The 13,325-nt window shown below is 41.0% G+C and carries 11 protein-coding genes; 2 read left to right on the top strand and 9 right to left on the bottom strand.

Translation table 11 applies throughout. The features are described from left to right. Positions 1-258: 258 nt before the first annotated feature. From ispH to murJ, 6 genes are all read right to left on the bottom strand, one after another. The gene (ispH, locus tag AAEY99_RS04245) at positions 259-1,188 is read right to left on the bottom strand and encodes a 4-hydroxy-3-methylbut-2-enyl diphosphate reductase (protein WP_182744784.1); all 930 of its coding nucleotides are present in this window, start codon (positions 1,186-1,188) and stop codon (positions 259-261) included. Positions 1,189-1,230: 42 nt separating this feature from the next. After that, the gene (gene fkpB, locus AAEY99_RS04250) at positions 1,231-1,674 is read right to left on the bottom strand and encodes an FKBP-type peptidyl-prolyl cis-trans isomerase (protein ID WP_162023671.1); all 444 of its coding nucleotides are present in this window, start codon (positions 1,672-1,674) and stop codon (positions 1,231-1,233) included. Between the two features lie 2 nt (positions 1,675-1,676). After that, complete coding sequence (gene lspA / locus AAEY99_RS04255; RefSeq protein ID WP_041413659.1) at positions 1,677-2,180, bottom strand: signal peptidase II; 504 nt, start codon at positions 2,178-2,180, stop codon at positions 1,677-1,679. A 22-nt stretch (positions 2,181-2,202) separates the two neighbouring features. Beyond that, a complete protein-coding gene (gene ileS / locus AAEY99_RS04260; RefSeq protein WP_351009318.1) occupies positions 2,203-5,025 on the bottom strand; it encodes an isoleucine--tRNA ligase in 2,823 nt (940 codons plus the stop codon). A gap of 33 nt (positions 5,026-5,058) precedes the next feature. Beyond that, positions 5,059-5,994 carry a bifunctional riboflavin kinase/FAD synthetase gene (ribF, locus tag AAEY99_RS04265; RefSeq protein WP_101086379.1) on the bottom strand — a complete coding sequence of 312 codons (936 nt, stop codon included), beginning with the start codon at positions 5,992-5,994 and terminating at the stop codon, positions 5,059-5,061. A 135-nt stretch (positions 5,995-6,129) separates the two neighbouring features. After that, positions 6,130-7,689: a murein biosynthesis integral membrane protein MurJ gene (gene murJ, locus AAEY99_RS04270; RefSeq protein WP_162023672.1), complete on the bottom strand. Its 1,560-nt coding sequence runs from the start codon at positions 7,687-7,689 to the stop codon at positions 6,130-6,132. A 261-nt stretch (positions 7,690-7,950) separates the two neighbouring features. On the opposite strand from murJ, the gene rpsT reads away from it, so the two are divergent. Next, entirely contained in the window at positions 7,951-8,217 is a 267-nt protein-coding gene (gene rpsT / locus AAEY99_RS04275) for a 30S ribosomal protein S20 (protein WP_059744082.1), read from the top strand. Positions 8,218-8,707: 490 nt separating this feature from the next. Here rpsT and AAEY99_RS04280 read toward each other — a convergent pair whose 3' ends face one another. Next, positions 8,708-9,004 carry an ArsR/SmtB family transcription factor gene (locus AAEY99_RS04280; RefSeq protein WP_011638342.1) on the bottom strand — a complete coding sequence of 99 codons (297 nt, stop codon included), beginning with the start codon at positions 9,002-9,004 and terminating at the stop codon, positions 8,708-8,710. 132 nt (positions 9,005-9,136) lie between these two features. Here AAEY99_RS04280 and AAEY99_RS04285 point away from each other — a divergent pair, with 132 nt between their 5' ends. Then, positions 9,137-10,582, top strand: a complete 1,446-nt coding sequence (locus AAEY99_RS04285; protein ID WP_351009322.1) for a M20/M25/M40 family metallo-hydrolase — start codon at positions 9,137-9,139, stop codon at positions 10,580-10,582. A 92-nt stretch (positions 10,583-10,674) separates the two neighbouring features. On the opposite strand, the gene yaaA is transcribed toward AAEY99_RS04285, so the two are convergent. Then, positions 10,675-11,451 carry a peroxide stress protein YaaA gene (gene yaaA / locus AAEY99_RS04290; RefSeq protein ID WP_162023674.1) on the bottom strand — a complete coding sequence of 259 codons (777 nt, stop codon included), beginning with the start codon at positions 11,449-11,451 and terminating at the stop codon, positions 10,675-10,677. A gap of 101 nt (positions 11,452-11,552) precedes the next feature. Further along, the gene (locus tag AAEY99_RS04295; protein ID WP_101087192.1) at positions 11,553-12,989 is read right to left on the bottom strand and encodes an alanine/glycine:cation symporter family protein; all 1,437 of its coding nucleotides are present in this window, start codon (positions 12,987-12,989) and stop codon (positions 11,553-11,555) included. Between the last annotated feature and the right edge of the window lie 336 nt (positions 12,990-13,325).

Here is a 13,325-nt window from a genome sequence, read left to right on the forward strand (position 1 = left end):
AGCGTAAAACCTCCAGATAAGATCAAAAGTAGATATTTTCACTCTTGAATATCGATTTTTTATACAGCACAACTATTAAACCAGTCTAAACATTCTGCATAGATAATAACTGACTTAAATGTAATCAGATAGTATCAATTTTGTATGATTAATAGAACAACATATTTTATCCGTATTATACTCGGTTTACTTTGTAAGCACAAAAAACCCGCAACTTAAATTAAGTTGCGGGTTAATATTTATAGATGATTGAAATTACTAACGTAATTCAGCTGGAACTGCAAATACAGTGTCTTCTTTACGGCCTTCAACTTCAGTAATAATACTCGGTGCAAGTTTAGCTATCGCGTTAACAACTTGTTGCACTAAAACCTCAGGCGCTGAAGCACCAGCAGTTACTGCCACTTTTTTCACACCATCAAACCACACAGCCTCAACGTCAGCAGCGGTATCAACGAGATAAGATTGCGTACCTGTTTTTTCAGCCAGCTCACGTAATCGATTTGAGTTAGAGCTATTTTTAGAACCGACAACAATCAATAAATCGACTTCGGAAGACATACTGCGTACAGCATCTTGTCGATTTTGCGTCGCGTAGCAAATATCATCTTTACGCGGCCCCTCAATTGAAGGAAAGCGCTTTTGCAATGCAGTAATAATATCTAAGGTGTCATCAACAGAAAGTGTTGTTTGAGTGACAAAGCATAAGTTGTCTGGATTATTGACCTGAAGATTATTAACATCCTCTGGAGACTCAATAAGATAAACACCACCTTTAGGATTATCATATTGTCCCATGGTGCCTTCAACTTCTGGATGGCCTTCATGACCAATCAAAATGCACTCAATACCTTTACGACTTGCACGAGTCACTTGTAAATGTACTTTTGTCACTAAAGGACAGGTTGCATCGAAGACTTTTAAACCGCGATTTTTAGCTTCTTTACGCACAGCTTGTGATACACCGTGAGCACTAAAAATAACAATACTGTTGTCTGGTACTTGGTCAAGTTCATCAATAAAAAGAGCACCACGCTGTTTTAGGTTTTCAACCACATATCGGTTATGTACCACTTCATGGCGTACATAAATTGGTGGTTCAAATAACTCTAAAGCACGCTCAACAATACTGATAGCACGGTCAACACCGGCACAAAAACCACGAGGGTTGGCCAATAAAATACTCAGTTCTGGAGACGTCGGATCAACTTTTAGCATGTGATACCTTTTTTACTCAGTTATGACACTAATAACTTCAAGTTCAAACGTAAGCGTGCGTCCTGCGAGTGGATGGTTTAAATCGACGGTAATTGAATCACCAGCAGTATCGCGAACGATACCCGGTATTTCACTGCCACCAGGACCCGCAAAACTCACAATAACACCGTCTTCAAGCTTCATATCTGCAGGAAATCGACTTCGGTCCATATAGTGAATCGCATCAGGGTTTGACTCACCAAAAGCGTCTTTTGCCGCTAAGGTAAATGTGTGCTTATCACCTTCTTTCAAGTCTTTTAGTTCGTCTTCAAAAGCCGGACTTAGACTACCGTCACCAATATTTAAACGTGAAGGTTTGCCAGATGATTTTGTACTGTCGGCTGTGGACCCGTCTTCCAGTACAATATTCATATGACATATTAATGAATGACTGTCTTGCTTATTTAAATCTGTCACAGTTAATCTTGCTCCTTCGATGGCTTTGCGTCGGGTCTAAATGATTCCCAAATGATCAGTACCGCACCAATAAAGATGCCTGCATCGGCAATATTAAATGCAGGGTAATGGCTGGTATTCCAGTAAAAATCGACAAAGTCAATTACAAAACCATGCATTAAACGATCAACCAAATTACCTAATGCGCCGCCAATAACTAAGGTAAAGGCTAAATTACTGCGCCATAACGAATAAGATTGTTTACGCAACCATATTGTTAACAAGGTACTAAAACCAACCGCAATAATGGTAAACAACCAACGTTGCCAACCTCCTGCTTCACTTAAAAAACTGAACGCTGCACCGTAGTTTCGCACGTAAGTGAAGTTAAAAAACGGCAAAAGCTGTATAGACTCATACAATTCAAAATTGCTCAGGACCCATTGTTTAGACAGCTGATCGGCTAAAAACACCAATGCAGCTACCCAATACCAACGTAAGCCACTGTCTTTCCATGTTAATGGCACAGTACTCATTATCAATGTTTCCTTAAGCGAATTCGCGTTTCTCGCCTTCACCTTCAATATTGGTCACACAGCGTTGACACAATGTTGGGTGAGCTTCAATAGTGCCAACCTCTTCACGATAGTGCCAGCAACGCTCACACTTCTCGGCTGCACTTTTGGCAACCACTAGTTTAAGCGAACTTAATTCGGTTTCGATGGCATCGCTACCCGCTTGTGACATATCCGCCACGGCTGCTTTAGAGGTAATAAGAATAAATCGTAACTCATCACCCACTTTAGCTAACTCAGCAGCTAAATCAGCATCGGCGAACAATGTCACTTCAGCTTCTAATGAACCACCAATACGTTTATCACGACGCGCTTGTTCGAGTACTTTGTTAACTTCGTTACGGACAGTTAATAGTTTCTCCCAATAATCATCGCTTAAATCACTTTCAAGAGTGACGGCTTCTAAGCCTTGATACCATTCTTGGGTAAACACATACTTTTCACGTTTACCGGGTAACAATTGCCACACTTCATCAGCGGTAAAGCTTAAAATTGGCGTCATCCACCGAACCATTGCCTCTGCAATATGATAAAGCGCAGATTGACAGCTACGACGTGCATGCCCTTCTTGCTTAGCGGTGTACTGGCGATCTTTAATAATATCAAGATAGAAACTGCCTAGCTCTACAGAACAGAACTGCATCAGTTTTTGAGTTACTAAATGGAAGTTGTATTGATCATACGCTTCGATGATTTCTTGTTGCAGTACTGCTGCACGGCGAACAACCCAACGATCTAACGCGACCATATCTTCAGATGCGATCATGTCCGTTTCTGGGTTAAAGCCATTCAAGTTAGCAAGCAAGAAACGAGCAGTATTACGAATACGACGATATGCATCAGCACTACGATTTAAAATCTCGTCAGATACCGTCATTTCGCCACTATAATCGGTTGCAGCAACCCACAGGCGTAAAATATCAGCACCTAGCTTATTGATTACTTGTAATGGAGCTATCACGTTACCAACAGATTTTGACATCTTACGGCCTTTACCATCAACGGTAAAACCATGAGTCAACACTTGCTTATAAGGTGCTTTACCATTCATAGCGGTTGAGATCATCAATGATGACATAAACCAACCACGATGCTGATCGCTTCCTTCTAGATACAAGTCAATGTCATGCCCATGAAACTCTGGACGCGCTGCGACAACAGATGAGAATGATGAACCTGAGTCAAACCATACATCCAATGTATCAGTCACTTTGCGGTATTGATCTGCCTCATCACCTAACAATTCATTGGCATCTAAATCCCACCAAGCTTGAATGCCTTGTTGTTCAATGCGATGCGCTACACGTTCCATTAATGAAACACTGTCTGGATGTAATTCATCCGTTTCACGATGTACAAACAACGTAATAGGTACGCCCCAAGTACGCTGACGTGAAATACACCAGTCTGGACGATTTTCTACCATTTTTTCAATACGGCTTTGGCCCCAATCAGGGATCCACTTCGTTTGTTCAATTTCTTTTAACGCTTGTGAACGCAAACCATGATTATCCATAGAGATAAACCATTGTGGCGTGGCACGGAAAATAATTGGTGTTTTGTGGCGCCAGCAATGTGGATAGCTATGGCGTATAGCAACATGCAGAAGTAATGCGCCCTTTTCTTCTAACAGCGCAACCACATTGGCGTTGGCTTTAAATACATGCTGACCAGCAAAAAACTCAGTGTCTGGCTTATAAACACCATTGTCGCCAACAGGGTTAGCGACTTCCAAACCGTATTTTTGGCCGACAATAAAATCGTCCTGACCGTGGCCTGGTGCTGTATGTACAATACCGGTACCTGCGTCAGTAGTAACGTGATCGGCTAAAATAGCAGGCACGTCAAACGCATAAAATGGGTGATTAAAACGCATTAACTCAAGTTCTGCGCCTTTTACTTCACCTAAAATAGTGTGTGACTCTGCACTATAACGCTCAAGACATGACTCAACCAGAACTTGAGCTAATATCAAGGTAGTCGTTTCACCATTCTTAACAAATTCAACCAGGCTGTAATCTAACTCAGGGCTTAACGCTAATGCACGATTTGCAGGAATCGTCCATGGGGTCGTGGTCCAAATTGCCATCGCTACTGGTTTAGCATAATTTTCTACGCCAAATTTAGCTGCAACAGCTTGGCTATCAACCGCCACAAAAGCGACATCGATGGCTGGAGATGTTTTATCTTCGTATTCCACTTCAGCTTCAGCAAGTGCTGAACCACAGTCGGTACACCAATGCACAGGTTTAACACCTTTGTGTAAATGACCGCTTTCAATTACTTTTGCCAATGAACGGACAATATTCGCTTCGGTTGAAAAGTCCATGGTTAGGTAAGGGTTTTGCCAATCACCTAATACACCTAGACGAATGAAGTCATCACGTTGGCCATCAACTTGGATAGCGGCATATTTACGACATTCTTCACGAAACTCTGCCGCAGAAATTTTGACACCTGGCTTACCGACTTTTTGCTCAACTTTAAGCTCAATCGGTAATCCATGACAATCCCAGCCTGGAATATAAGGCGCGTCAAAACCTGACATGGTTTTAGACTTAATAATGATGTCTTTAAGGATTTTGTTTACCGAGTGACCAATATGAATGCTGCCATTGGCATATGGAGGGCCATCATGAAGAATGAAAGGTTTACGGCCAGCACGGCTATCACGGATCTGTTGATACAGTCCGTCTTGCGTCCAGCTATTTAACATTTCTGGCTCGCGATTTGCCAAATTACCGCGCATCGGAAACTCTGTTTCCGGCAAGTTCAAAGTAAATTTATAGTCGCTCATTGATCCCATACCATTATTTAAAGCTGATTCATTTCAGCTAGCATCGTTGCTAAATAAAGCGCGAGCTTCATTTGCATCATTTAAAATCTGTTTTTTTAGCGCGTCCAATGACTCAAAAGGTTGTTCATCACGGATCTTTGCTACTAATTCTACTTCCACTCGTTTGCCGTATAAATCACCGCTAAAATCAAACAAATGGACTTCTAATCTGCAAGTTTGACCATTTACAGTGGGTCTAAAACCCACATTAGCCACACCGTCATAAATATCGCTGCCATCCCAGTACAAACGAACCGCAAACACCCCTCTTACAGGTACTACGTGTCGTTTTAAGGCAATATTTGCTGTTGGAAAACCAATAGTACGGCCTAATTTTTGCCCGTGTGCAACCTTACCACTTAAAATGAAAGGATGACCCAATAACCGCCTTGCTTGCTCTAAGTGCCCTAACGCTAGTTGTTCTCTCACTGCAGTAGAGCTTACTCGCAACGAACCAACAACAAAGCTTTGTGTACTGACCACAGTAAAGCCAAATTCTTTACCCGCAGCAACGAGCATATCGAAGTTGCCTAAGCGACCTTTACCAAAACAAAAATCATCTCCAACAACGAGATATTTAACCCCGAGTTTTTTAACCAGTAACTCTTCAATAAACGCTTCAGCAGGTTGACTAGCAAAGGCTTCAGTAAAATTGATACAAAGTAGCTGATCAATTTTAAGCTCATCTAACAATCTAATTTTATCACGTAGAAGACTCAGACGCGCCGGCGCATCTGTACCACGAAAACGTTCTTGCGGTTGCGGTTCAAAGGTCATTAACATTGCAGGCAGTTGAAAATGATGCGCTTTATTAACCAAGCTGCTGATCACTTGTGCATGGCCACGATGGACACCATCAAAATTCCCAATGGTCAAAACGCAACCATGATGAGAAGGTAAAATATTGTGTATACCGCGGATTAATTCCATTACGCTCAATACTGCCTATTGCAAATCGGCAGATTATATACCCAAACCAATGTCAGATGCGAGTTTCAACCTCAGATTATTACAGCGAATTTTGGATAATCAGCCGATATGCCTAAGTCTCTCACGTAGGATAAATTATCCCTGACGTTTAATTTTCCAAGGCCGTACACCCAATGCGAGTAAACTCAACAAATAAATAACCGCGCCACCAACAATTAACTCAATCAACATAAACATCCGTTCGAAGGTGTGCCATTCGAGCCATGTACTTTGTTGCGGCATAAAATAAACAATGCCAATGGCCATTAAGGCTGTAGAAATAATCACTTTAAACGAGAAAAATAACGTTTGTCGGCTCATTTGATAAACGCCCGCTTTATGCAATCCTCGATATAACAAACCTGCATTTAATAGCGCAGACATTGATGTCGCAATGGCTAAGCCCACATAACCAAATGGAATGGCAAAAATAAGGTTAAACACCATATTACTAACCATGGCAATAATGCCATATTTAACCGGCGTTTTAGTGTCTTGACGCGAATAATATCCTGGAGCTAACACTTTAATCATCATGAAACTTAACAAACCACAGCCATAAGCAACCAAGCTATACGAAGCCATTTCAACGTCATTTAGGCTAAATGCACCACGCATAAACAACACCATCAGCATTGGTTTAGCAAGAATAATCAGTCCTAACATAGCCGGTGTGCCTAAGAGTAAAATGGCTTTTACTCCCCAATCCATCGTTTGATTAAAGCCACTGCCTTGGGCATTAACATGTTTTTGCGATAATGCAGGCAAAATCACTGTCGCGATGGCAATACCAAATAATCCTAAAGGGAACTCCAATAGGCGGTCTGCGTAATACAACCAACTAATCGATCCCGTCATCAGGAAACTGGCTATAAAAGTGTCGAACAATAAATTAATTTGCGACACAGACACACCAAATAAAGCTGGGATCATCAAGGTTCTAATTTTTACCACACCAGGGTGATGCCATCCCCACGTAGGCCTAACAAGTGCTTTCTCACGAATTAAGAAAGGTATTTGGAATAAAAACTGAATCAATCCACCAACAAATACCCCCCAAGCCAAACCAATTTCAGGGTTTTCTAATGTGTGCGCATACCATAAAGCCACGGCAATAATCGCCACATTCAAAAATACTGGCGTAAAGGCTGAAACTGCAAAGCGTCCACGAGTATTAAGGATTGATCCTGCTAGGGCTGTGAAGGTGATAAACCATAAGTACGGAAAGGTAATTTTTAACATGACAGAAGCCAGTTCAAATTTTTCTGCATTAGGCCCGTCATTTAACCAATCGACAAACCAGCCACCACCAAAAAGAGCAGCTAATACTGGAGAACCAACAACACCAACCAAAGTAACAATTGTCACTAGTACACCTAAGGTACCAGCGACTTTACTTAATAACTCGCGTGTATCTTCTGGGGTCATTTTTTCCTGGTACTCGGTCAGTACCGGCACAAATGCCTGCGCAAAAGCCCCTTCGGCAAATAAACGCCTTAAAAAATTAGGTATCTTATTTGCAAAAAAGAACACGTCAGCACTACTGCCTGCTCCCATTAGGTTCGCAATCACTACATCTCGAACTAAACCTAATACTCGTGAAATCAGCGTCATAACACTGACAATCAAGCCTGATTTAAATAATTTTTTGCTCAAACAGCCCCCCCGGCACAAACACACATCAACGAAAATTAATGGGATATATTAATAAATATTCTATTATGGCCCTGTCACACAGACCAAAGAGCTGGTAGAATTGCGCCACATATTACACGAGTGGGTTGAAGTTAGGCATGTTAGGTTGGATTAATTTATCTTTATGATGATTATTCAACTGTAGTCGTTGACAAGACGACAAAAAGCAGGCATATTCCTCGGCCTTTAAAAGTATCAAATCCAGTTTTTAGGAGTTGCACCTTGGCTAATAGCAAGTCTGCAAAGAAGCGCGCGCTTCAGTCTGAAAAGCGTCGTCAGCATAATGCTAGTCGTCGCTCTATGTTACGTACATACGTTAAAAAAGTCATCGCTGCTATCAAAAGTGGTGACCATAAAGCGGCTACAGAAGCGTTCGCTATTGCACAACCAATTGTTGACCGTATGGCGACTAAAGGTCTTATTCATAAGAATAAAGCCGGTCGTCAGAAGGCTCGCTTAAATGCAAAAATCAAAGCTATCGCAGCTTAAGTTTTTGTAGATTAAGATTCAAAAAACCGGCTTAGGCCGGTTTTTTTATCACTAAATTTTACCTATCTATCTTTTTCATCTGCAACTTCCCCTATCTCAGCTCAACTCAACTCAACTCAACAGATTAGTATCAATATAATCATGTCAAAATTATTAATGATCTGACCCTGAAAAATAGTCTGATTAAAAGCAAGTTGCGCTTGAGAACTGTTTTAACGTTTAATTTAATACTATTAATATTGGCGACTAACTAAGCCTGTAGAAAGACAGTATGGAAGCTTTCACTCATTTCAACGGGATAACGATCAATTTTATGAAAGTTGAAAGTTGGTGGTTTTGAAAATATTGATACATTGCAGGTTTGTGGTTTGAAGTGTCTTAATTGCGGCCAGTAAGCGGCATATTGCGTGTATATAATTTACAGAACTAAACGTCTTAACTTAAGACATCATCAATGAGATGCATCAGTTAAGACGTTTGTGGAGTCAATTTAATAACAATACATATTATTTAATACTTGAATTAACTCTTTTACCTCATTACTTTTTAATGAATAAAAAACGGTTTGTGCTTCTTTTCTAGTACAGACTAAATTGTCTTTACGAAGCCATGCCAAATGTTGAGATAATGCCGATTGACTCAACCCCAACTTCTTATTCATTTCACCAACACACATTTCACCTTCATTAAGAAGATGACACAAAATAAACAATCTACGTTCATTTGCTAATGCTTTTAGCAATACGACCGCATGATCTGCTTGCTGCTGCATTTTTTCTATATTCATCACGCGCTCTTCTCCTCATCTAACCCCGCTCTAATATAGCGTTCCCTTACAAATAGAGTCGGGACATAAAGCACACTTTTTGGTAGATTGTTGTAAAAAATGAGACTTAGCTAAAATAATCAAAGGAAACTCATGAAAAACTATCAAAGAGCCACTCTCGTCGGTGCCATTTTTGCAGCACTTATTGGCTGTCAAACAACGTCACCAACTAAAGCCACTGCACCACAATTAGTGATTAATGATTCTGATGATGCAAAAATCAGTCAACAATTAGCTAAACAAGCTTTATCGTCTCGCTTAAGTTATGACATAGTCGAATCACTCACCGTTGAAGTTGGACCAAGATTAGCTGGCACGGATAAAGATATAGTTGCGGTTGATTGGGCAATGGAAAAATTGTGGCTGCTCGGATTTGATAAAGTGTACAAGGAGTCTGTTCAAGTTCCTGCATGGTCAAGAGGTAGCGCCCACGCAAGTATCGTGGCGCCTTATGATCAGCCATTAGTCGTTACCGCCTTAGGTGGAAGCGTGGCAACACCGGTTAACGGTATTCAAGCATTAATTGTACGCTTTGACAGCTTAGAAGAGTTATCTAATGCATCACCTGGACGCATCGAAGGCAAAATTGTATTCATCGACCACAAAACTGAACGCCATATTACAGGTAAAGGTTATGGCGAAGCCGTAGGCGGCCGTTCTCGTGGAGCTATAGTTGCTGCACAAAAAGGAGCGGTTGCCATCGTTATCCGCTCTATTGGGACGGATCATGACAGAATGGCCCATACTGGTATGATGCGATATGAAGAAGGAACGCCTAAAATTCCTGCGGCAGCAATGTCGAATCCAGATGCCGATTTAATTAATGCGATGTTAAAGCGCGATCCAAACATCACACTATCATTAAATTTGACCTCAGAAAATCTAGGGATAGCCACATCTTATAATGTCATTGCAGAAGTCACAGGTAGCAGTAAGCCTGACGAAATCGTCCTTATTGGTGCTCATCTTGATTCGTGGGATGAAGGTACAGGTGCGATTGATGATGGCGCTGGTGTGGCGATTGTCACCACCGCGGCTAAACTTATCCAAGACTTACCACAAAAGCCAGCACGCACTATTCGAGTAGTATTATACGCTGCAGAAGAAGTCGGTTTAGTTGGCGGTAAAGCCTATGCGGCACAACATGCTGATGAATTAGATAAACACTATATTGCCGCAGAATCTGATTTTGGTGCAGGACCAGTATATAAAATTGATTTTAACGTTAATGCCGCGACATTTGAACAGGTCAAACAAGAACATTCAGCTATGACCTTAAACGGCGTTGAGCTAGGCAATAATGAAGCGTCTGGTGGCCCAGATGTTTCAATTCTACCAGCATTAGGCGTTCCAGTAGCGTCGTTAAATCAAGATGGTTCAGATTATTTTGATTATCATCACACTCCTAACGACACCTTGGATAAAATTGATCCCAAGAAACTAGCGCAAAGTGCCGCTGCTTATGCACAATTTGCTTATATGATGGCGCAATCAGAAATCGATTTAAGGCCTGTTACTCAGCAAAAAGAACAACACTAATCGGTTTATCTCAATCGAGCTTAACACTCAGACATTAAAAAGCCCTTATTCAAGGGCTTTTTATTAAGCTGGTTTTATTATTTTAGAGAGCGTTATTTTTGTTCATCTCGTAAAAACACTGGCGCTGTAGGGGTCGATTGCACTTCATTATAATAATAACCTTCAAGATCAAACTCGGTTAATTGTTCAACACTAGTAGGTTTAGTATCCACAATGTAACGAGCCATCAATCCGCGCGCTTTTTTAGCATAAAAGCTAATCACTTTAAATTGACCTTTTTTACAGTCTTTAAATACTGGTGTAATCAACTGTCCTTCAAGCTGCTTAACGTTGACCGATTTGAAGTATTCATTCGACGCTAAATTGACAATGATATCGTCACCCTGCTCTTTCAAGGCCTTATTCACTTCAGCAGTGATAGTCTCGCCCCAAAAAGCATATAAATTGCTGCCCTGTGAGTTTGCTAGTTTGGTACCCATTTCTAACCGGTACGGTTGAATTAAATCCAACGGTTTAAGTAAACCATACAAACCAGACAAAATACGCAGATGCTTTTGACTAGAAGCTATTTGTGACTCAGATAAATGATCTGCATCAAAACCGGTGTAGACATCACCTCGAAATGCGAATATAGCTTGTTTAGCATTATCAAGGCTAAACGGTGGCTGCCAGTCAGCAAAACGAGCAGCATTAAGCCCGGCAATTTTATCGCTTACTTTCATTAAACTGGCAATATCCATTGGTGTTAATTCACGGCATACATCAATCAATGCTTGGCTTTGTTTAAGTAAACACGGCAGAGAATGGGTGTTAGTTATAGGTGGATTTTCGAAATCTAATGTTTTCGCGGGTGAAACTAAAACCAGCATAAGTACGCTCCAGGTAAAATCATAATGTCATCATACTGAACTGATAAAAAAAAACCATGCTGCTGTAGCATGGTTTTTTCGATTACCCTAATAGGTAAATGCTATTTTTTTACAGGCTCTGCTGAGTTAGGCCAAATTTTTTCTTCTAATTGGTCGGCTAGCTCCGGAAACTTACTAGTATCAAATACCGGATCAATACCAGCGTCTATCTGTTCACGGTAGTCATTGATCACTCTAACCGCCAAACCAGACAACAAGACTAATGCCACTAAGTTAACAATGGCCATTAGCCCCATCGACACATCCGCTAAATCCCAAACCAAACTAATTTTAGCGAGAGAACCAAACATCACCATACCTAAAACCACTAAACGAAATAAAGGTAAGGCTTTTTTACTATTGCCAGACAAGAACATTACATTGGTTTCTGCATAAGAATAGTTGGCAATAATAGACGTAAAGCAGAAGAGTAAAATGGCAAAAGCAATAAATGCTCCACCCCAATCACCCACATGACTGGTTAATGCACTAATGGTTTTGGCAATACCATCCGAGCTAGAAGCTGCATCTCCAGATAATAAAATAATCGCTGCGGTTGCGGTACAAATAACAATAGTATCAACAAACACGCCCATCATTTGCACAAAACCTTGCGATGCTGGATGGTTAGGATTTGGAGATGCACTTGCAGCAACATTTGCGGCACTCCCCATACCCGCTTCGTTTGAAAACAATCCTCGGGCAATACCAGCTTGCATTGCTTGCGAAACACTAAATGCAACACCACCAGCAGCAGCTTCTTGCCAACCAAATGCACTATTGATAACCAACATGAATATGTCGGGTAATTTTTCAATGTTCATACCCACAACGACAAAAGCAATGGCAATATAAGCAATAGCCATCACAGGCACAATTAACTCAGATGCTTTAGCAACCTTCTTAAGGCCTCCAACAATCACAAAGGCACTGCAAATAACAATACCAATTCCAATATAGACAGGCTCAAAACCAAACACCTGAGTCATAGCACCAGTTATGGTGTTAGCCTGGACTGCATTAAACACTAAACCAAAGGCTATAATTAAAAATATCGAGAACAGCACACCCATCCAGCGTTGACCAAGACCTTTCTCCATATAATAAGCAGGCCCGCCACGGTACTGACCATCACCATCTTTCACTTTATAAACTTGGGCAAGGGTCGACTCAATCATTGCGGTTGCCATACCAAGTACCGCAATAGCCCACATCCAGAACACGGCACCTGGTCCTGCGGTACCAATTGCAACAGCCACACCGGCCATGTTACCAGCACCTACACGTGCTGCCATACTGGTACAAAAAACCTGAAATGATGATAAGCCATGCTTACCTGGACGACGGCTAATAGCCAATACTTTAATGCCATGAACAAAATGAGTGGCTTGAATAAAACCGAGACGAATGGTGAAAAATAACCCAGCGCCTACCAGTCCATAAACTAATAGCTTGCCCCAAAGTAGGCTATTCATAAAATTAATAATCGTTTCTAACATTGCCATATTGTCTAATCTTCCCCGTTATAAGGTTATTTTTTTGTATCAGGCTATTGCGCTGAATGTTAAAGCACATAATGGACAGACCTGGCACTTCATATGCAAGCTGCTATGTGTCAAACGGTAAAACAAATAAAAGTGCCAAATAAAGGCGCCATTATAAAAGCTAATGATGGTGGATTAATAGGTATAGATCACCAAGGGCTGTGAATGCTAAAACAACGTTACCTACCTGATACATTGCCTAAGTAAATAACACGTTGAAGCAACACAAATAAAACAAAAAGCAACAAGTGACATCCATCACACTTTATCACTTCTATTATTAATGCTCTA

Source organism: Shewanella sp. S1-58-MNA-CIBAN-0166, assembly GCF_040310085.1.
Classification (GTDB): Bacteria; Pseudomonadota; Gammaproteobacteria; order Enterobacterales; family Shewanellaceae; genus Shewanella.

What these genes read in the sequence shown, in the direction of transcription:
- ribF (WP_101086379.1), bottom strand. Translation starts at nt 5,994, where the DNA reads ATGGAATTAATCCGCGGTATACACAATATTTTACCTTCTCATCATGGT.
- AAEY99_RS04285 (WP_351009322.1), top strand. Translation starts at nt 9,137, where the DNA reads ATGAAAAACTATCAAAGAGCCACTCTCGTCGGTGCCATTTTTGCAGCA.
- AAEY99_RS04295 (WP_101087192.1), bottom strand. Translation starts at nt 12,989, where the DNA reads ATGTTAGAAACGATTATTAATTTTATGAATAGCCTACTTTGGGGCAAG.
- AAEY99_RS04280 (WP_011638342.1), bottom strand. Translation starts at nt 9,004, where the DNA reads ATGAATATAGAAAAAATGCAGCAGCAAGCAGATCATGCGGTCGTATTG.
- ileS (WP_351009318.1), bottom strand. Translation starts at nt 5,025, where the DNA reads ATGAGCGACTATAAATTTACTTTGAACTTGCCGGAAACAGAGTTTCCG.
- yaaA (WP_162023674.1), bottom strand. Translation starts at nt 11,451, where the DNA reads ATGCTGGTTTTAGTTTCACCCGCGAAAACATTAGATTTCGAAAATCCA.